The organism is Corallococcus macrosporus DSM 14697 (genome assembly GCF_002305895.1).
Lineage (GTDB): Bacteria > Myxococcota > Myxococcia > Myxococcales > Myxococcaceae > Myxococcus > Myxococcus macrosporus.
In genome coordinates this window covers 6,508,463-6,527,810 of record NZ_CP022203.1, presented here as the reverse complement: position 1 = coordinate 6,527,810, position 19,348 = coordinate 6,508,463, and the positions used below count along the sequence as shown (strand labels likewise).

Here is a 19,348-nt window from a genome sequence, read left to right as displayed (position 1 = left end):
AGGCGCGGGTTTGTTCGCGCTGGGGGGCCGTGACGGCCGGCTCAGGAAAGCTCGACCTCCGCGGGAGCAAGCACGCGCGGGTCGATGGCCGGGCTGACGGTGGGCAGCTTCACCGCCGTCGTCATCCAGCCGTGGTGACGCAGGACTCCGTTGTAGGGGGGCTGCCCCGCCACGTTGCCGGTGAGGCGGATGCGCTGGGCGTCGAACCCGACGGGGACCGGCACCGCGTCCCCTTCGTTCTGGGGCAGCACCCGCTCCAGCGTCAGGTACGTCTGGGCCACCTTGCGGCAGCCCTCATGGACGATGCGCGCCGCGGCGCCCACCTCCGCGTCGGAGAAGGCGGAGACGTTCTCCTGGAGGAAGTCCACGAAGCGGCCCTCGCGCTGGAGCATGCCCAGCAGGGACAGGGCGCTGGCGTGCTCGCGCTCCGGCGGCAGCTCGACCGGCCGAGGCGCGGGCCGGACCTCCTCCTGCCTGGGGGGCGGGGTGGGGGCGGGGCCGCCCGAAGGGAGCTGGGCGAGCTGGCCGGCGTCGTAGGCCTTGCTCGTGGGCAGCACGGCCTGCGCGAACTCGCGGGACACGAGGCAGCGCCAGAAGCACAGCCAGGCGAGCCAGAAGCGGGCGAAGAACGACAAAGAGGCGGGCTGGTCGGTCATCGGCACCGGATAACAAAGCCCGGATGCTTTGCAATTCGGCAGTTCGCCAGGATGCCCCAAATGCAAAGGGCCTCACGGTTTCCCGTGAGGCCCTTCGCTTGTTGCATGGTGGAGGTGGACGGGATCGAACCGACGACCTTCGCATTGCGAACGCGACGCTCTCCCAACTGAGCTACACCCCCACAACGGGACTGCCTGCTGCGCCTTCGCGGTTTGGGGCCGCCGAAGTGGGATGGGCTAGTACCGGAGGCCCTTCGCCATGTCAAGCGCAAGCTGCCAACATGGATTCCGGCGATTGACGTGCTGCGTACCGGGTGCCATAAAAACCCCCCTTGTCAGGCGTCTCCTTCCCGCCCGTTTAGCTGCCCCCCGTTAATGTCTATCTCCCCTTCGAAGACGTTGAGCCCGGCCGAGCTCGCGAAGCTTGAACACGCGTTTGCCTCCGACCCTTCGTCGGCGGCCTACAAGCCCCTCGCTGAGGCCTACCTGAGCATGGGCCGTTTCATGGAGGCGATGGTCGTCTGCAAGAAGGGCGTGAAGGCGCACCCGAATGCGGCGGACCCTCGCCTCCTGCTCGCCCGCGTCTATGCGGAGCAGGGCAAGGACAAGAAGGCGCTGGAAGAGGCGCTCGGGGCCCTGCAGGTGCAGCCCGACGACAAGGTCGCGCTGCGCATGGCCGGCGCGCTCCAACTGAAGACCGGGGAGGCGGAGCCTGGAAAGGCGAACCTCCTCAAGGCCTACACCGCGGACCCGGGTGACCCGGACACGGTGACGCTGCTCCAGCAGCACAAGATCGAGCCGCCGCGGCCCGCCGCGCCCGCTCCGGCCGCCGCGCCCGCGGCTCCGGCGCCCGCCGCGCCGGGTCCGTCCGCCACCCAGCAGTCCGCCGCCTCGCTCTCCAGCGGCGCGGCCACGGCGGCCACGGAAGCCCCCGCGCCGAAGCCCGCCGCCGCGAAGCCCGCGCCCGCCGCGCGCGCGGAGGCCCCGCGCCCCGCGCCCCAGCCTCGCCGGCCCCAGGTCGTCGTGGAGGAGGTGGACGAGGACGAGGACGACGAGCCGGTGTCCCGCCGCCGCGCCTCGTCCGGCGGCAATGGCAGCAAGATGGTGACGCTGGGCCTGCTGGTGGCCATCCCGCTGTTCGCCATCGGCTACGGCTGGTACTCGGCCAACGCCCGCCAGAAGTCCCGCGAGCTGAAGAAGAGCCTGGACGCGGCCAGCGAGCTGCTCAAGCACGACTCCTTCGACAGCTACAAGAAGGCCGTCGAGGCGGCGGACCAGGCGCTGGAGGTGGACTCCGACTCCGCCGTGGCGCATGGCTACCTCGCCTATGCCTGGGCCATCCGCTGGGGTGAGCACGGCGGCGGTGACGACGCGCGCCGCCGGGCCGAGGAGCACCTGGCCGCGGGCAAGCAGAGCGGCGACCTCAGCTCGCACCTCATCGCGGCCGAGGCGCTCGTCCAGACCTACAGCGGCAAGGGCAAGGAGGCCCTGGGGCAGCTCGAGGAGAAGGTGAAGGCGCTGGACGCCCAGGGCCGCTCCAGCTCGCTGCTGTACCTCACGCTGGGCCTCATCCAGATGAACGCGGGCGACCTGGATCGCGGCCGCGACAGCCTGGACCGCGCGCAGGGCCTGGCGCCGGATGACCCGCGCACCTACGCGGGGCTGGGCGCGGTGTACCGCCGCCTGGGCCAGGACTCCGCCGCCTGGCGCAACTACGACTCCGCCCTCCGGTACGAGAAGGACCACCCGGAGTCGCTGCTAGGCCGCTCCCTGCTGATGCTGGAGCAGGACTCACCCAACTTCGGGCTGGCCCACACCATGCTGAAGAAGCTGCTGGAGTCCGACCCGCCGCCGTCTCCGCGGCAGCTCGCCGCGGCGCACCTGGCGCGCTCGCTGCTCATCAGCCGCGTGACGACGGCCATGGCGGACCTGAAGCCGGACGTGCAGCAGAAGCTGGCCGAGGCCACCGCCGTCCCGCAGGACAAGGACAAGGCCCGCGCGGAGATGATCAAGAGCGAGGAGACCGGCTTCTCGCTCGACAAGCAGAACCCGGAGCTGCACCTCATCAAGGGCCGCCGCCTCCTGGCGGAAGGCAACTTCGACGCCGCGGTCGAGGAGATTCGCAAGGCCATCCGCATGGACGCCTCGCGCGCCCAGTTCTACGTCGAGCTGGCCAAGGCCCTCATGAACAAGCAGGGCGGCGAGAAGGAAGCCGCGGACGCGCTCCAGACGGCCCTCAAGACGATGGGCGACAGCCCGAAGCTGGTGGTGATGCTGGGCAACGCGTACCGCCGTCAGGGCAAGCTGGATGACGCCCTGGCCCAGTACCAGCGCGCGGTGAAGGACCCGAAGGCGAAGAACCCGGAGGCCCGGCTGGCCATGGGCGCCATCTACCGCGAGCGCTCCAAGTGGGACCTGGCGCAGGAGCAGTTGGAGAAGGCGAGCCAGGAGTTCCTGGGCCAGTCGGACCGCGCCGCCATGGCGCTCACCGAGCTGGGGCGCGTGTTCCAGGGCAAGGGTGACGCGGCGAAGGCGGACGAGACCTACCAGCGCGCCCTCAACGCGGACGAGGCGTACTCGCCGGCCTACTACTTCTACGCCACGCTGCTGGCGCGGGACGCGAAGCAGGGCGCCAAGGCGCGGATGCTGGCCCAGGAGTACCTGAAGCGCGACCCGAGCGGCGAGCACGCGTCCGCGGCCCGTTCGCTGGCGGGCGGCTGACACCGCCGGGCGACCTTCCTGGCGCCGGACAAGCGGGGCTGATGCTCGCGGGCAGTTGAACGCGGGGTCAGCCCCGTTGTCGTGGTTGCCGCCCCCAGCACCCTGAGGCTATGCCCGGGGCGTTTGTCCCCCCAGCCGCACCTGGGTGGGCGGGCGGGAGCCGGGTGTCGCCGTGGTGAGCCACGGGGGCCAACCGGGCGTCCGTCCGCCGGAGTCTCCCAGAGGCGCCGTGTCCTTGCCCACCCCCAGGCGGTGCCTGTATGGGGAAGGCCGTTACCGTGCCGGCAGCGCGTCTGTCGTGCCCACCCCTGGAGTCTGTGTGAACGCGCGTGCCGAGTCCCTGCCGACAGTCGCGTCCGACCTGATCTCCCTCACCAAGCCGCGCCTGTCGTCCCTGGTGCTCGTCACCGCGGCGGGGGGCATGTGGCTGGCGCCCGGCCACATGGGCGCCGTCAACGCGCTGGTGACGCTGCTGGCCACGGCTGGAACCGTGGGCGCGGCCAACGCCCTCAACTGCTACTGGGAGCGGCACAGCGACCAGTTCATGGACCGCACCCGCAACCGGCCGCTGCCCTCCGGGCGCATGGAGCCGGCGGTGGCGCTGTGGTTCGGCATCTCCCTGGCGGCGGTGTCCCTCCCGGCGCTGGCCCTGGGCGCCAACGTGCTCACCGCCGCGCTGGGGCTGCTGGCGCTGCTGAGCTACGTGCTGGCCTACACGCCGCTGAAGGCGCGCACGTCCGCGGCCATGATTGTGGGCGCGGTGCCCGGCGCGCTGCCCCCGCTCATGGGCTGGACGGCCGTCACCAACCAACTGGACGCGGGGGGCTTCTCCCTCTTCGCCATCATGTTCCTCTGGCAGATGCCGCACTTCATCGCCATCGCGCTCTTCCGCAAGGAGGAGTACTGGGCGGCGGGCCTCACGTCGGTGCCGCTGGAGTGGGGGGACGAGTCCAGCCGTGCGCAGGTGGTGCTCTACCTGGTGGCGCTGATGCCGATGTCGCTGTTGCCCTTCCAGCTCCACATCGCCGGCGGGTGGTACCTGGCCGCGGCGGTGGTCCTGGGCCTGAGCTTCCTCGGCCTGGGAGCGTGGGGCTTCTTCCGGCGGCTGGGAAACACCTGGGCCCGCCAGACGTTCTTCTTCTCACTCATCTACCTCACCGGCTTGTTCGCCGCGCTGGCGCTGGATCGCGTTCCTCGCGAATAGCAGCCAGGGCGCACGGGGGCCGCCCGCTCATGCCCGAAGTCCTGGTTTCCACCGCCACCTCCCAACCGCTCCTCCAGCTCGAGGGGCTCACGCGCCGCTTCAAGGGGCGCACGGCCGTGGACGGCCTGTCCCTGTCGGTGCGGCCGGGGGAAATCCTGGGCCTGCTGGGCCCCAACGGCGCGGGCAAGTCCACCACGTTCCAGGTGCTGGCCGGCCTGCTCTCCCCCGACGCCGGCCTGGTGCGCTTCGAGGGGCGGGAGCTGTCGCTGAGCGACCCGTCGCTGCGCCGGCAGATGGGCATCATCTTCCAGCGCGGCAGCCTGGATGACCTGCTCACCGCGCGGGAGAACCTGATGCTCGGCGCCCGGCTGTATGGCCTGGGCGGCGAGCGGGCCCGCGAGCGCGTGGAGGCGATGCTGGCGCTCATCGGCCTGGCCGACCGGGGTGACGAGCGGGTGGGCACGTGGTCCGGTGGCATGCGCCGCCGCCTGGAGCTGGCGCGGGCGCTGGTGCATCAGCCGCGCGTGCTGCTCATGGACGAGCCCACGCAGGGCCTGGACGAGGGGGCCTTCCGCACCTTCTGGGCGCACCTGAAGCGGCTGCGCGACAGCGAGGGTCTCACGGTGCTGCTCACCACGCACCGCGCGGACGAGGCCGACGTCTGTGACCGGCTGGCGGTGCTGGACGCGGGCAGGCTGGTGGCGTGTGACACGCCGCAGGCGCTGGCTTCGCGCATGGGCGGAGACATCCTCTCCGTGGACGCGTCCGAGCCGGAGGCGCTGGCGGCCGAGCTGCGCGAGCGGCTGGGGCTGGACGCGAAGGTGGTGGAGGGCCGGGTGCAGGTGGAGGCCCCGCAGGGGCACGCGCTGGTGCCCCGGCTGGTGGAGGCCTTCCCGGCCGGCCGGCTGAACTCCGTGGCCTTGCGCCGGCCCACGCTGGCGGACGTGTTCCTCCAATTGACGGGGCGCGCGCTGGGCGCGGACGTGCCCACCGCTGAGCCCGCGCCGAGGAGACGCCGATGAGCGCCGAGCTGTCCGCCGCCCCTGAACCGATGAACGCCGGGGCTCCGGCGGTGTCGTCTCCGCCTGGCGCGCTCGCCCTCCAGTGGGCGACGGTGCGGGTGCTGATGATGCGCGACATCGTCCGCTTCTTCCGCCAGCCCTCCCGGGTGGTGGGGGCGCTGGCGCAGCCCGTGCTCTTCTGGTTCGTCATCGGCTCCGGCTTCGCGGGCTCCTTCCGCGTGGAGGGCGCGCGGGGCCTGGGCTACCAGCAGTTCTTCTTCCCGGGCGTCGTCACCATGGTGCTGCTGTTCAGCGCCATCTTCGCGACGATTACCGTCATCGAGGACCGCAAGGAGGGCTTCCTCCAGGCGGTGCTCGCCGGGCCGGGCTCTCGGCTGGCGGTGGTGCTGGGCAAGGCGCTGGGCTCGTCCGCCATCGCGTTGCTCCAGGCGTCGCTGTTCCTGCTGCTGGCGCCGCTGGCGGGCGTGAGCGCGGCCACGCTGAACGTGCCGCTGCTGCTGGCCGTCATGGTGCTGTCGGCGCTGGCGCTGACGGGCATGGGCATGTCGTTGGCGTGGTGGGTGCGCTCCAGCGCGGGCTACCACGCGGTGATGAGCATCGTGCTGCTCCCCATGTGGGTGCTGTCCGGCGCCATGTTCCCGCTCAAGGGCGCGGACACCTGGCTGGCCTGGGTGATGCGCCTCAACCCGATGCGCTACTCCGTGGAGGGCGTGCGGCGGGCGCTGTACGGCGCGGAGGCGTCGGTGGCGCTGGGCGCGTCCTCGTCCTCTGCGGGGTTGGAAGTCCCCGTGCTGGTGGCGTTCGCCGCGGTGTTCGTGGGCTTGGCCGCCTTCAGCGTCAGCCGCCGCGAGTAGTTCAGCGCCCGGGCGCGGCGCCCCGGTGGGTTGGACATGGGCTGCCCCTTTCGCTACGAGGTGGGCAGACGCATCACCTGACTTCCCGAGGAGATTGCACCATGACGCTGCGCACGCTCGGCCTGACGCTGCTGGGAACCGCGGGGCTGCTGACCCTCTCCGCCTGCAAGAAGGAGGAGCCGGCTGCTCCCGCCGCGACGCCGCCCGCGGAGAAGAAGGTCCACGCCGCCTCGCCCATCCAGGCCCCCGAAGGCGCCGCCGCCGCGCCCGTGGCTCCGGCGGGCAAGGGCGTGGTGAAGGGCACCGTGAAGTTCACCGGCACGCCGCCCGCGGCCGAGGACATCCCCGCCAGCAATGACCCCGCCTGCGAGGGCATGGCGACGAAGGACGCGTCGGTGTTGGTGCATGACGGCAACCTGCGGAACGTGCTGGTGCGCGTGAAGGGCCAGGTGCCCGGGGCGCCCGCGGCGCCGGGCACCCCGGTGGTGGTGGACCAGTCGAAGTGCACCTACGTCCCGCGCGTGCAGGGCGCTCGGGTCGGCCAGCAGGTGGCGTTCAAGAACAGCGACGGCACGCTGCACAACGTGCGCGGCATCGTGGGCACCAGGCCCGCGTTCAACGTCGCCCAGCCGCCGTCCGGCGCGCCCGTGGAGCGGCCGCTGCCCGCGGACGCGGACGTGCTGAAGCTCAAGTGCGACGTGCACCCGTGGATGTCGGCGTTCGTCGTTCCCACGGAGAACCCGTACTTCGTGACGACGGGCGAGGACGGCACCTTCGCGCTCGAGGGCCTCCCGGCGGGCACGTACACGGTGGAGGCCTGGCACGAGACGCTCGGCACGAAGACGGCCGAAGTCACGGTGAAGGACGACGCGCCGGCGGAAGCCGCGTTCACCTTCTCCGCCGAGGACGCCTCCGCGCGGAAGTGAAGGACGCTCGGGCGGGGAGGGCGCTCCTGGTGGGCGCGCTCCTCGTGGCGAGCGCGGCTCACGCCTGCCCGGCACGCCTCCACGCGGCGGCGTGAGGAATCCGTGAGGGGCCTTCCTCGGCGCGCGAGCTTCGGGGCGGCTCGCCGCGCCCCAGTCCGCAGCGCACGCCTTGCCACTCATGCCTCACGCGGCGGGGCGGCTCTCCGAGTCCGGCGGGCCGCTCTTCCGCACGGTGAAGCCCACCCGGGCGCCTCCGCCGGGCCGGTTCTCCGCGAAGACCTCCCCGCCATGGGCGTGCGCGATGCGCTGGACCAGCGCCAGCCCCAGTCCCAGGGAGCCGGCTTCACGGGCCTCGGTGCCGTGGTCCTTCCGGTAGAAGGGCCGGAAGATGCGCACGTCCTCGCCGGGCTGGAGCCCGGGGCCCCGGTCCTCCACGCAGAAGGCCAGGTGCTCGCCCCGCTCCTGGAGGCGCAGGGCGTCGGCGCCGGCGCCGTGCTTGCGCGCGTTCTCCAGGAGGTTGGCCAGGGCGCGGCCCAGCAGCGTCGCGTCCCCTACGAGGCCGGCGTGTTCCGCCTGGACGTCCAGCAGGGTGCTCGCCAGCCCCGCGCGCTCCAGGGCCTGGCTGGCCAGCGTCTGGCCATCGAGGACGCGCGGCGTGAGCTGCCCGAAGTCCAGCCGGGAGCTGGCCAGCAGCTCGCCCACCAGCGCATCCAGCTCCACCACCTCGCGGTCCACCTGGTCCAGCGTCTTCGGGTTGCCGCCGCGGTCGCGGAGCAGCTCCGTCAACACGCGCAGCCGGGCCAGCGGGGTGCGCAGCTCGTGGGACACGGCGGCGAGCAGCTCGCGCTGGTCCGCCACCTGCTTCTCGATGCGCCCGGCCATGTCGTTGAAGGCGTCCGCCAGCACCGCGAACTCCCCGGTGACATGGGGCGCGATGTCCGCGCGCGAGTCCAGCCGGCCCGAGCCCAGCTCCCGCGTGGCCCGCACCAGCTCATCCATGGGCCGGGCGAGCCTGCGCGCGAGCTTCCCCGCGGCCAGCCACAGCACCATGCACGACAGCACCAGCGGCAGCGCCATCCGCAGCGGGCTCTTGGGGCGGAAGCTGGCGTAGCAGGCGCGCACCGTCCCCAGGGGGACGCCCTCTCGAACCACGGGCAGGTTGAACTCGGGCCGGCGGCAGGGTTCCTTCGTCCGCGCCAGCACCGCGCCGGAGGTGTCCCGCAGCTCCACGCCCACCTGCAAATCCCTGGCAATGGACTCCACCAGCGCGTTTCGCCGGGCGGGCTCGTCCCAGACCTCCTCGAACTGGTGGCCCACGAAGGTGCGCACCCGGTCGCCTTCCTGTTTCCACGTGCCCCCGCCCACCAGGCTCATCACCGTGGCCACCACGGCGCCGGTGGCGAGGATGGACAGGCCGAACCACATGAACAGGCGGCGGTGCAGCCGGGCGCGCACGAAGCCGCCCAGGCGCCCCATGTGCCAGTAGCCGTGCGGCGGGTGCCGGTGTCCCCAGGGGCCGCAGTCGTGCGCGTCGCCCCAGCCGCGCTTGGGGCCCCAGGGCCCGCCGGGACGGCCGCGCCTCACGGGCCCTCCTTGGCGAACACGTAGCCCACGCCGCGCACCGTCTTGATGAGGCGGGTGCCCACGTCCCCCAGCTTCTGCCGCAGGTGGGAGATGTGCACGTCCACGGTGCGCTCGCCCACCACGGTGTCGCTGCGGCCGGCCTCGCCCAGCAGGGCGTCGCGCGGGATGACGCGCCCGGCCCTGCGCACCAGCGCGACGAGCAAATCGAACTCCAGGCCGGTCAGCTCCACGGCGCGCTCCTCCACGCGCACCTCGCGCCCGGCCACGTCGATGGACACGCCGCCCGACTCCAGCCGGTCCGCCACCGACGAGGGCTGGGAGCGCCGGAGCACGGCCCGCAGCCGCGCCAGCAGCTCGCGGGGGCTGAAGGGCTTGGGGAGGTAGTCATCCGCGCCCAGCTCCAGGCCCACCACGCGGTCCGTCTCGTCGCCCTTCGCGGTGAGCATGATGACGGGGATGCGGCTCCTGGCGCGGATGCGCTTGCAGACCTCCAGGCCGTCCATGCCGGGCATCATCACGTCGAGCAGCACCGCGTCGAAGGCGCTGGCCTCCAGGGCCGCGAGCCCTCGGCCGCCGTCGGCCGCATGGGTGACGCTGAGGCCGTTCTGCCCGAGGTACTGCTCGAGCAGCTCGTACATCCGGGTGTCGTCGTCGATGAGCAGGACGCGCGTGGACATGGACCGCCTTCTACTTCAGGGGGAGGCCGTGTGGACGGACACGCGGGTTGTTGTCAGCGGGGGGCCCACCTCTCGCTGGCTGGAAGGCTCCCACCGGCCGTGGGGGCTGTTCGGGCTCCACCCGCGCTCCCAGGCGCCGTGGTGACAGTGGTGGCGCAGGTGATGGCGGTGGCGGGCCAGGCTGGCGAAGCCGGAGGCGTAACCCCCGACGGTGCCCAGGGCGAGCAGGACGATGAGCAGACGGCGGCGCATGACGTGTCTCCTTCAGGAGGGGCGAAAGGGGCCAGTGGAGCGGGGCTCACACCCCACGGGTGTCATCGCGTCCCCAGGGACTGTGGCCGCCGTCCCCGTGGCGATATCCGCCGCCGTGGCCGAAGGCTCCGCCCCTCCAGCCACGGTGGCCGCCACAGCGGCGGTGCCAGCCCCCCGGGCCACCGCGCGAGCCGAAGCCATGCTCGAGCAGGTCCGCCAGCTCCCGGCGTTGCCTCGGGTCCAGCGCCTCGTGGACCTGGGCCAGCGAGCCCTGCAGCGTGCGGCGCACGTTGTCGATGGCGACGTCGTGACGGGCGAAGAGCTCGCGCAGGGCGGCGCCATCGAAGTGCTCGCCGCGCAGCGCGGTGCCCAGGGCGGTCCGGCTGGGGCCCAGCTCGTCGCGCGCCTTGGCGAAGGCTTCCATGACGTCGTCCGTGGCCTTGAGCAGGACCTTCTCCTGCCCCGGGGACGTGTCCAGCCGCTCGAAGAGCCAGCGGAGGCGGCCGCGCGAGCTCCAGCGGCCCCCGCGATGATGGCCGTGGCGCCCGCCCCGAACCGTGTAGATGAGGCCGGCAAGGCAGGCCGTTCCGAACAGAAATCCGAACATGGCTTCTCGCTCCCAGAGAGGCCGGACCTGGGGGAGCCCGGCGCGTGTGGTGACGAGCGGGAAGGTAGAGGGCGGGTATGAAGGCCACGCCCGCGTGCGGTGAAGAAGTGTGAAGGCGTCCCCGGGGAGGGGTGGGGGGCGTGAGGGGAAGCCGCCCACGGGGGGCCCTGGCGTACGGGAAAGGTGCTACGGATTGTCTGCTGGCGGACGCCTGCCTGCCCGGAAGGCGGTTGCCGGGTGGACAGGAATCGCCAGGGAGATTGTCGTTGGGGGGCCGGGGCGGTGTCCGCTCCGCACGAGTCGTTCGGGCAGCCCTTGGCGGCGGCCTCGAAGCAGAAAGAAGAAGGTCACATGGCTATCGGTACCGTGAAGTGGTTCAACGACGCCAAGGGGTTCGGCTTCATCGCTCAGGAGAACGGTGAGGACGTGTTCTGCCACCACACCGCCATCAACATGGATGGCTTCCGCACCCTCCAGGAGGGGCAGCAGGTGGAGTTCGAGGTCACGCGTGGCCCCAAGGGCCTGCAGGCGCAGAACGTCCGCGCCGTCTGAAGCACCCGCAGGCCACCCCTGAGTGTGCCCGAGGCCCGGTCTCCCAGCAGGGAGGCGGGGCCTTCGCATGTCTGGCCCCTGACGCGCCGGGCTGGCGGCCCACGCGGGGTGCCCATCGGCACCTGGATGCCTTCCTTACCTTCACGGCAGACGCGCGGCGTACCCGCCGCCATCCAACGGAGACGAAGGCATGGGCGACACCAGCGTGAAGAAGGTGGAGAGTCGGCACTCTCCCAAGGGCGAAATGGGGCAGAAGTACCTGGCGTCCGGCGTCCGCCTGTCGATGCGGCTGTGGGAGGACGAGCCCCCCGGAGAGCCGGCACCCGCCACGGCCAGGGACTACGAGACGGTGGGCTTCGTGCTGAAGGGCCGCGCCGAGCTGCACCTCGAGGGGCAGGTCATCCTGCTCAACCCCGGTGACTCCTGGCTGGTGCCGCGCGGCTCCAGTCACACGTACAAGGTGCTGGAGACCTTCTCCGCCGTGGAGGCCACCAGCCCGCCCGCGGCCGTGCACGGCCGGGATGAGGGCAAGGACGCCGGGAAGAAGGCGCCCGCGAAGGCGTGAGGCGCCGCGGGCCGCCGTTGCTCATTCCGCCTGAGAAGGGTGTGGGTCCTTCTGGACGCTGCAGGTGTGTCTGTGTTTGGACCCTGCTTCAGGCCGGCAGACCAGCACCGGCGAAGTCGGCGCGTCCCGCGGGAGCGGGACACGGGGGCTGGTGAAGGTGCAGCGGGCCTGGTCGGCGGTCTTCCATTGGCACTGGTCCGCGGCGAGCGCCTCCGGCGGCTCCCACTTCGCCATGCACTGCTTGTTCTGGTCGCAGGCGGGGGCGGCGCCTTCGCACGGTTGGCAAGACACGGACTCGCGTTGCACCGCGACAGGGATGACAGGGAGCTTCCCCGAGGTGAGCCAGCGCCACTCCGCATCCTCCAGCGAAGGAAGGGGGCGGGTGCGGGAACAGCTCCAGATGAGCTTGGGTTTCTGGGGTTCGGCGTAGATGAGATACACCGCCTCCTCCCGGAACCGGACACGACAGTCGCCACCGCCTCCCTGGGGGAGCACGAACTTCTCGCCCGCGACGACAGGGCCTTTGATGACGTCCAGGACCTCGACGCTCACGGTCCCCAGGTCAGGACCCACGGGGGCCGGGACGACGCGAGCCCGGTAGATGGCGCTCGCACGCTCGCGGGCTGTCTTGAGGACGTGGTGAAGGTCGCCTGTGCCCGAGATGCAGACACAGGCTTGCGTTGTCTCTGGCAAGAGGAAGGCGGCGACGGCGAGGCACAGCGCGATTCGCGTCAGCATTCTCCCAATCTAGCGAATCGCGCGGCTCGGGTCTTCGCCTGACTCAGCGCTCCTTCCGCCCGCCAGACCACGCCATGTTCATGTACGTCGTGCCGCCGGCCAGTTCACCCAACATCTGGTCGAGCCGCTTCTGGCGGGTCGCCTCCAGCTTCGCCCGGGCAATCCACCCCAGATAGTCATTCTGCTGGTACGGCGGGCGCGCCTTGTAGGCGTCCATGAGGCCGTGTTTGACCAGCGCCGCCCGGACCTTCGCGGGCATGGGATTGATGGCGCGCTTGAGCGTCCGCCGCTTCGCCGTGGCCATGCTCAGGTCCCAGCCCTCCCCGGTGCCAGCCGCTCGAACATGAGCGAGGGGTGTCCCAGGTAGACGCCCTGCCCGAACTGCCGGAAGCCGGACTTCTCGGCGACGCGGATGGACGCCGCGTTCTCGGGCGAGATGATGCACACCACGCGCTCGGGACTGAGGCGGGCGTCTGCCCATGCGAGCGCCGCGCGGACCGCCTCGGTGGCGTAGCCCTTGCCCTGGAACCCAGGGGCGAGCACCCAGCCGGCCTCGGGCGCCTTGGGAAGCGCGGGCTGCATTTCGCGACGGAAGTCTCCCAGGCCCACGTCGCCCACGAGGCGGCCGGTGGCCTTCTCCCGCACGGCCCAGAAGCCGTAGCCCAGCAGGTCCCAGTGACCCACGTAGCGCAGCAGCCGGGACCACATCTCCTCGCGCGTGGATGGCTTTCCGCTGATGAAGCGCACCACCGTGGGGTCACTCCACATCGCGAAGCCTTCTTCGAAGTCCTCGATGCGATGGCCCCTCATGACGAGGCGCTCGGTTTCGATGGTGGGGATGGGCGTCGCGGGCACGGATGCTCCTCCTGGGGAGTTGGAGTCTCGCCCACCCGATGCGGTGGCGCGGAGGCTCCGTTTCCTCCACCCCCAGGCGTCTCATGCCGGAAGACACCTGTCCATAAGCAGCCGCTTCACAGGTTCCGCTGCAAGCGCTCCTGCGCCTTGACGATGGCGGCGGTGCGCGTCGTCACGTCCAGCTTGGCGAACACGTTCCTCAGGTGCCACTTGGTCGTGGACAGCGCCACGTTGGAGCGCTCACTGATTTCCTGGTTGCTCAACCCCTGCGCGAGCAGCTTGAGCATCTGGAGCTCCCGCTCCGTGAGCGGCTCCAGGGGCGCGGAGGGCGGCGCGGCGAACTCGCGGGGCACGCGGGCCCCCGCGGACAGCAGGTCCTGGTAGCGCGTGGTGTACCGGTCCGGGAGCGCGTAGCTCAGCTTCCGCTGCCGGGCCGCCGCGATGACCACCTCCTGCAAGCCCGGCGTCTCGTCGAACACGCTGCGTCCGAAGCCGAAGCGCCGCGCCAGCGCGAAGCCCCGGTTCAGCGCCGCGAACGCGGCCAGCGCGTCCCCCGCGCGCCAATGGCACACGGCGATGGCGGCGAGGAGCGCCGTCTCCCGGGACACGTAGCCCACCTCGTGCGCGCTGGCGCGCAGCGTCTCCAGAATGGCGTGCGCCTTGTCATGCCGGCCGCGCACCATCATCACCCAGGCCTGCGCGAGCCCGAGCCGCTCCCACGTCTCGTCATAGAAGCGCTTCTCGCTCCACTCGCCCCGGCGCATGCGCTCACCCAGGCCGAACTCCTGGGCCACCACCCGCATCCGCGCGGGCGCCTGCTCCACCAGGTAGAGGCGAATCTTCTCGCCGCACACGTGGGCCAGGAAGCGCGTCTGGTGACCGCACTCCAGGACCCCATGGAGATAGTCCAGGAGCCGGTACGCCTCCGCGTACTTCCCGCGAACCGTCTTGATACGGGCCAGCATCAGGTACGCAATCGCGAAGGTCTCGAACACGGAGGCCTGCGGGAGCAGCGGCAGCACCTCCACGCAGAGCGCCTCGGCTTCATCGAGCCGGTTCTGCTCGTACCGGGCGTTGGCCAGCGCCGTGGCCGCGTTCGCCCACACCGGGTTGCGCCGTCCGAGGCTCGCGCGCTCGAAGGCCTCCTCGCACCGCGCCGCCGCGTCCTTCATGTTCCCCTGCGCCCGGTCCGCCAGCGCGACCAGCACGTCCGTGTAGCCGACGAGGAAGGGATTGTCGTGTCCCTGCAGCGTCTCCCGCGCGCTCAGCGCGAGCCGGCGCATCGCATCGAAGCGGTTCATCCGGAGCGCCTGATACGCCTTCGCCGCCAGCACCGCGCCCGCCACGAAGACGTCCGGCTCCTCGGCGCCAGGGGACGCGTCCAGGTCCATGCCGGAGTCCGGGGCCGAATCAGACAGCACGGCTTGGAGCAGCGTGAGGTGGGCGAGCCGCTTCGTCAGGCGCTCGCGCTCCGGGGCGGGCACCTCGTACGCCGTCTCCAGGTGGTGCTGGGCGTCCTGCAGCGCGGCGGTCGCATGGGCGAAGCGGCGGGACAGGATGAGGCAGGCGATGTGTCCCACGCAGATGGCGGGGGAGCGGATGACCTCCGCGGGCGTCAGCTTCGCCGTCCAATGGAGGACGGAGGCCAGCTCCCCCTCGCGCATCCATGCCTCCATGCAGCGCGCGGTGAGCGTGAGGCACCACGCCCGGTCCCCGGAGGCGAACGCGTGCGTCAGCGCCTCATCCGGCATCTGGTGCTCCGCGAACCAGGCGCTCGCGGCGCGGTGCAGCCCTGGGACGCGGTCGCCATGGTCGCACGCGAGCTGGGCGCGGAGGACCTCGAGGAACAGCGGGTGATACCGGTACCACTGGCGCTCGGCATCCAGCGCCTGGATGAACAACTGGGACCGCTCGAGCTGCCCCAACAGCGCAGGTCCTCGGGTGGTGCCGAGCAGCGCGTTGCAGAGGTCTCCATGGAGTTGCTCCACCACGGAGCTCAGGACCAGGAACTCGCGGACCTCCTCGGGCTGCTCGCGCAGCACCGCGTCCGCCAGGTACCGGGCCACGTCGTGGTTGGAGCCAATGGCCTTCCCCAGCGCGTCACTCACGCTCGCGTGCTCGCCCGCCGACAGCAGCGCCAGCTTGACGCCCGCGACCCAGCCCTCGGTGCGGGAGCGGAGGGACTCGACGTCCTCCGGCGTGAGCGCGGCGCCGCACAGGCGCAGGCCCAGCTCGCGGATGGCCTCGCTGTCCAGGTTCAAGTCCCTGCCGTCGAGCGTCACCAGTTGCTCGGTGAGCTTCAGCTTGGCCAGGTCCAGCTCCGGGATGTTGCGCGACGACACAACCCAGTGCACGTGCGGCGGTGAGTGGTCCAGCAGGTAGGAGAAGGCCCTCACCAGCGAGCGCTCCCGAAGCACGTGGAAGTCGTCCAGCACCACGACGAGCTCGCGGCCCAGGTTCCACAGGCTGCGCAGCACGACGGACGTCGCGTGGCCGGCCTCGCTCGTGCTGTACGCGTCGAAGTCGGGCGCCACGCGGCGAACCGCTCCGACCAGGTACGCGAAGAACCGCTCGGGCGCGTTGTCCTGCTCGTCCAGGGACAGCCACGCGAGCAGGTGAGGCCCCCGCGTCTCGCGGTACCACTGCGTCAGCAGCGTCGTCTTGCCCGAGCCGAGCGGCGCCGTCACCAGCACCAGCTTCCCTCCGACGCCCTGGTCGATTCTCCGCAGGGCGGGCCCGCACGGCACCAGCACGGACGCCGCGCGCGGCGGGGAGAGCTTCGTGGGCAGCAGATGCGAAGGCGGCTCGCCCGGTCCAGCCAGGCTGTCCGGTGCGCTGCGAAGGCTCGGCATGAGCACGTCCCTCTTCGTCCGGTTGCGTCAGCGAGTAGACCACGGAAAACAGGCGAATCTGGCAGGTGCGGGCACGCGCCACCCCGCAATGAGTGTCATGGACTGGACACTGATATGCGTCGCATTCGCGGCCCCACGGAATTGTGAAGCGTGGCGCTCACGAACAAGGCCTGACGCGCCGGGCCAATGCCTGTCATTGCGCGCGGGGAGGGGCCGTTCCCCTCCCTTCGGCGGGGGCGTTGTCGGGAAGCCCACTGGTAATTCCAAGACAGCAACGCTTCCCCGACTCGTGAGGAGGTCCCTATGGTGGGTACTCAGCAAGTGGGCGTGCGCAGGAGTTGTTGGCGCGCTCGCGCCGTCTCGTTGTGCGCCGTGGTGTCTTTGTTCGCCGCATTCTCCGCGGCGGCGCAGGTGCCGTCGTTCATCACGTTCGACAGCGCGCACGTGCGTCCCCTGGCGCTCTCCCCGGACGGGACGCGGCTGTTCGCCGTCAACACGCCGGACAACCGCCTGGAGGTCTTCGCGGTCAGCAGCGCGGGGCTGTCGCTCGTCGCGACGGTGCCGGTGGGGCTGGAGCCCGTCTCCGTCGCCGCGCGGAGCAACACGGAAGTCTGGGTGGTCAACCACCTGTCGGACAGCGTCAGCGTGGTGAGCCTGGTGGGCACGCCGCGCGTGGTGCGCACGCTGCTGGTGGGGGATGAGCCGCGCGACATCGTCTTCGCCGGCACCAACGGCAACGCCTTCATCACCACCGCGCACCGGGGCCAGCACCGCACCGACCCGTCCATCGCCAGCGTCCCTGGCGCGGGCGACCCCAAGCTCACCACGCCCGGAGTCGGACGCGCGGACGTCTGGGTCTTCAACCCGGCGTCCCTGGGCGCGACGCTGGGCGGCACGCCGCTGCGCATCGTGACACTCTTTGGCGACACGCCGCGCGCGCTCGCCACCAGCCCCGACAAGAAGACTGTCTATGCGGCCATTGCCCAGTCCGGCAACCAGACGACGTCCGTCAACCTGGGGAACGTCTGCGACGGATTCAAGGAGCGGGACCTCTGCCTCGTCTTCCCCGACACCCCGCCCTACGGCAACAACCTGATGCCGGGCGGCCTGCCCGGGCCCGCGACGAACTTCCAGGGCGCGAAGGCGCCGGAGGCCGCGCTCATCGTCAAGTGGAACGAGGCCGCCGGACAGTGGCAGGACTCGCTGGGCCGCAACTTCAACAACGGCGTGCGCCTGCGGCTGCCGGACAAGGATGTCTTCGCCATCGACGCGGACAGCCTCCAGGAGACGGCCGTCTACACGGGCGTGGGCACCACCATCTTCAACCTGGTCACCAACCCGAAGTCCGGCGTGCTGTACGCGTCCAACAGCGAGGCCAACAACCTGACGCACTTCGAGGGCGCGGGTGAGTTCGGCGGCAGCACGGTGCAGGGAAACATCGCGCAGATGCGCATCACCGTCGTCTCCGGTGGGGCGGTCCATCCCCGGCACCTCAACAAGCACATCGACTACTCGAAGCTGGCGGGGAAGCCCGGCTTCGACCCCACGGTGAAGAACCACAGCCTCTCCACGCCGACGGAGATGGTCGTCTCCCGGGATGGGACGAAGCTGTACGTGGCCGCGTTCAGCTCCAGCAAGATTGGCGTCTACGACACGGCGTCCTTGGAGAGCAACGCCTTCGACCCGCGCACCGCGAGCGCCAACCACATCCCGGTGAGCGGCGGCGGCCCCAGCGGCCTGGTGCTGGACGAGGCGCGCAACCGCCTCTACGTGATGACCCGCTTCGACAACGCGGTGAAGGTCATCGACCTGGCGACGAAGGCGCAGGTGTCCTCGGTGGCGCTCTACAACCCGGAGCCCGCCTCCGTGGTCCAGGGCCGCCCGTTCCTCTATGACGCCAGCTTCTCGTCGGCCAACGGCGAGGCGTCTTGCGCGAGCTGCCACATCTTCGGTGACAAGGACGAGCTCGCCTGGGATTTGGGCAATCCGGACGCGCCGGTGACGGTCAACCCCATCAACATGCGCCTCGCGAGCGACCTGGAGATTGGCATCTTCCGCGCCTTCACCGGCCACCCGAGCTCGCCCATCAACGGAACGGGGAAGCAGAACGCGTTCCACCCGATGAAGGGCCCCATGACGACGCAGACCCTGCGCGGCATGACGAACGGCGGCGCCATGCACTGGCGAGGCGACCGCGCGAATGGCTTCTTCGGCGTCGATGCCGGCGGTGAGGAGATGTCCTTCAAGAACTTCATCGTGGCCTTCCCGGAGCTGCTGGGCCGTGCGTCCATGCCCACCGAGGCGGAGATGGATCGGTTCACGGCCTTCCAGCTCCAGGTGCAGTTGCCGCCCAACCCCGTTCGCAGGCTGGACAACTCGCTCACGGCGTCCCAGAAGGCGGGGAGCGACTTCTACTTCGGCAGCCGCCGGGTGGATGGCATCGCCATTGGTGAAGACAACGGCTTCAACTGCAATGGCTGTCACGCGATTGACGGCGCGCGGGGCTTCTTCGGCACCGATACCCGGGCCAGCTTCGAGGGCATCAGTCAAATCATGAAGATTCCCCACGTGCGGAACATGTACACGAAGGTCGGCATGTTCGGCTTCCCGGACAGCAGCTTCTTCACGCACCCGGAGACGGGGCAACTGGGAGACCAGGTCCGCGGCTTCGGCTTCACGCACGACGGCGCGGTGGACACCCTGTTCCGCTTCTTCAGCGCCATCGTGTTCACCAACACGAGCATCGGTGGGCCGCTCGTGGGCTTCCGGAACGACACCGAGCGCCGACAGATGGAGGACTTCATGCTGGCGGCGGACACGGACCTGGCGCCGATTGTCGGCCAGCAGGTGACGCTCACGGCGTCGAACGCCCCCGCCGTCAGCGCGCGCATCGACCTGCTGATAGCGCGTGCCCGGGCTCCCTTCGCGTCAGCCATCCTCGGTGGCGCGACGCATGAGGCCGACCTGGTGGCGAAGGTGGCCACGGGGAACCGGGTGAAGGGCTTCTTGTACGAGCGTGGGGCCGGGACGTGGCGGCCCGACGATGGCGGCGCGAACGTCTCCACCGCGGCGCTCCGCGCGCTGGCGAACACCGCGGGGCAGGAGGTCACCTTCACCGCCGTGCCCCCGGGCTCCGGCACGCGCATCGCGCTCGACCGGAACCTGGACGGCAGGCTCGACGGCCAGTAGGCGCCGCGACCTTGACGATGCCCCACCGGTGCCTCCTCGCGCCGGTGGGGCGTCACTCGAGGGAGCTCCGGCTGCTCACCGCGCGTGGGGTCGG

Annotated in this window: 17 protein-coding genes and 1 tRNA gene; 8 read left to right on the top strand and 10 right to left on the bottom strand. The window is 71.0% G+C overall.

Annotated elements, in window-relative coordinates:
- Positions 1-41: 41 nt before the first annotated feature.
- Both MYMAC_RS26120 and MYMAC_RS26115 read right to left on the bottom strand, forming a co-directional pair.
- Positions 42-656: a DUF2760 domain-containing protein gene (locus MYMAC_RS26120; protein WP_095960055.1), complete on the bottom strand. Its 615-nt coding sequence runs from the start codon at positions 654-656 to the stop codon at positions 42-44.
- 106 nt (positions 657-762) lie between these two features.
- A tRNA-Ala gene (locus tag MYMAC_RS26115) sits at positions 763-838 on the bottom strand.
- A gap of 193 nt (positions 839-1,031) precedes the next feature.
- Here MYMAC_RS26115 and MYMAC_RS26110 point away from each other — a divergent pair.
- The 5 genes from MYMAC_RS26110 (at position 1,032) to MYMAC_RS26090 (ending at position 7,383) form a co-directional block, all read left to right on the top strand.
- The gene (locus tag MYMAC_RS26110; protein WP_170114772.1) at positions 1,032-3,377 is read left to right on the top strand and encodes a tetratricopeptide repeat protein; all 2,346 of its coding nucleotides are present in this window, start codon (positions 1,032-1,034) and stop codon (positions 3,375-3,377) included.
- 319 nt (positions 3,378-3,696) lie between these two features.
- Positions 3,697-4,581, top strand: coding sequence for a heme o synthase (gene cyoE, locus MYMAC_RS26105; protein ID WP_095960053.1), 885 nt, complete (start codon positions 3,697-3,699; stop codon positions 4,579-4,581).
- Between the two features lie 29 nt (positions 4,582-4,610).
- Complete coding sequence (locus tag MYMAC_RS26100) at positions 4,611-5,603, top strand: ABC transporter ATP-binding protein (RefSeq protein ID WP_095960052.1); 993 nt, start codon at positions 4,611-4,613, stop codon at positions 5,601-5,603.
- Entirely contained in the window at positions 5,600-6,457 is an 858-nt protein-coding gene (locus MYMAC_RS26095) for an ABC transporter permease (RefSeq protein WP_095960051.1), read from the top strand. Before MYMAC_RS26100 ends, MYMAC_RS26095 begins: the two co-directional genes overlap by 4 nt.
- A 101-nt stretch (positions 6,458-6,558) precedes the next feature.
- Positions 6,559-7,383 (top strand): carboxypeptidase regulatory-like domain-containing protein, encoded by an 825-nt coding sequence (locus tag MYMAC_RS26090; protein WP_204816958.1) that lies wholly within the window; start codon positions 6,559-6,561, stop codon positions 7,381-7,383.
- Positions 7,384-7,566: 183 nt separating this feature from the next.
- On the opposite strand, the gene MYMAC_RS26085 is transcribed toward MYMAC_RS26090, so the two are convergent.
- From MYMAC_RS26085 to MYMAC_RS26070, 4 genes are read right to left on the bottom strand one after another with little or no spacing between them, the layout of a single operon-like run.
- Positions 7,567-8,967, bottom strand: coding sequence for a HAMP domain-containing sensor histidine kinase (locus tag MYMAC_RS26085; RefSeq protein ID WP_095960050.1), 1,401 nt, complete (start codon positions 8,965-8,967; stop codon positions 7,567-7,569).
- The gene (locus MYMAC_RS26080) at positions 8,964-9,644 is read right to left on the bottom strand and encodes a response regulator transcription factor (RefSeq protein ID WP_013941834.1); all 681 of its coding nucleotides are present in this window, start codon (positions 9,642-9,644) and stop codon (positions 8,964-8,966) included. Before MYMAC_RS26080 ends, MYMAC_RS26085 begins: the two co-directional genes overlap by 4 nt.
- 15 nt (positions 9,645-9,659) lie before the next feature.
- Positions 9,660-9,896, bottom strand: a complete 237-nt coding sequence (locus tag MYMAC_RS26075; RefSeq protein WP_095960049.1) for a hypothetical protein — start codon at positions 9,894-9,896, stop codon at positions 9,660-9,662.
- Between the two features lie 46 nt (positions 9,897-9,942).
- Complete coding sequence (locus MYMAC_RS26070) at positions 9,943-10,503, bottom strand: periplasmic heavy metal sensor (protein WP_013941832.1); 561 nt, start codon at positions 10,501-10,503, stop codon at positions 9,943-9,945.
- Between the two features lie 351 nt (positions 10,504-10,854).
- Between MYMAC_RS26070 and MYMAC_RS26065 the strand changes: the two genes are divergently transcribed.
- Together MYMAC_RS26065 and MYMAC_RS26060 are read left to right on the top strand one after the other, a co-directional pair.
- Positions 10,855-11,055 carry a cold-shock protein gene (locus MYMAC_RS26065; protein WP_013941831.1) on the top strand — a complete coding sequence of 67 codons (201 nt, stop codon included), beginning with the start codon at positions 10,855-10,857 and terminating at the stop codon, positions 11,053-11,055.
- Positions 11,056-11,245: 190 nt separating this feature from the next.
- Positions 11,246-11,620, top strand: a complete 375-nt coding sequence (locus MYMAC_RS26060; RefSeq protein WP_013941830.1) for a cupin domain-containing protein — start codon at positions 11,246-11,248, stop codon at positions 11,618-11,620.
- A 21-nt stretch (positions 11,621-11,641) separates the two neighbouring features.
- On the opposite strand, the gene MYMAC_RS37015 is transcribed toward MYMAC_RS26060, so the two are convergent.
- The 4 genes from MYMAC_RS37015 to MYMAC_RS26040 form a co-directional block, all read right to left on the bottom strand.
- The gene (locus MYMAC_RS37015) at positions 11,642-12,358 is read right to left on the bottom strand and encodes a hypothetical protein (RefSeq protein WP_157757566.1); all 717 of its coding nucleotides are present in this window, start codon (positions 12,356-12,358) and stop codon (positions 11,642-11,644) included.
- Between the two features lie 43 nt (positions 12,359-12,401).
- The gene (locus MYMAC_RS26050) at positions 12,402-12,662 is read right to left on the bottom strand and encodes a YdeI/OmpD-associated family protein (protein WP_204816956.1); all 261 of its coding nucleotides are present in this window, start codon (positions 12,660-12,662) and stop codon (positions 12,402-12,404) included.
- A 2-nt stretch (positions 12,663-12,664) separates the two neighbouring features.
- Positions 12,665-13,213 (bottom strand): GNAT family N-acetyltransferase, encoded by a 549-nt coding sequence (locus MYMAC_RS26045; RefSeq protein WP_095960048.1) that lies wholly within the window; start codon positions 13,211-13,213, stop codon positions 12,665-12,667.
- A gap of 116 nt (positions 13,214-13,329) precedes the next feature.
- Positions 13,330-16,065: a winged helix-turn-helix domain-containing protein gene (locus tag MYMAC_RS26040; RefSeq protein WP_095961688.1), complete on the bottom strand. Its 2,736-nt coding sequence runs from the start codon at positions 16,063-16,065 to the stop codon at positions 13,330-13,332.
- 303 nt (positions 16,066-16,368) lie between these two features.
- Between MYMAC_RS26040 and MYMAC_RS26035 the strand changes: the two genes are divergently transcribed.
- A complete protein-coding gene (locus tag MYMAC_RS26035; RefSeq protein ID WP_095960047.1) occupies positions 16,369-19,254 on the top strand; it encodes a YncE family protein in 2,886 nt (961 codons plus the stop codon).
- Positions 19,255-19,348: the final 94 nt, after the last annotated feature.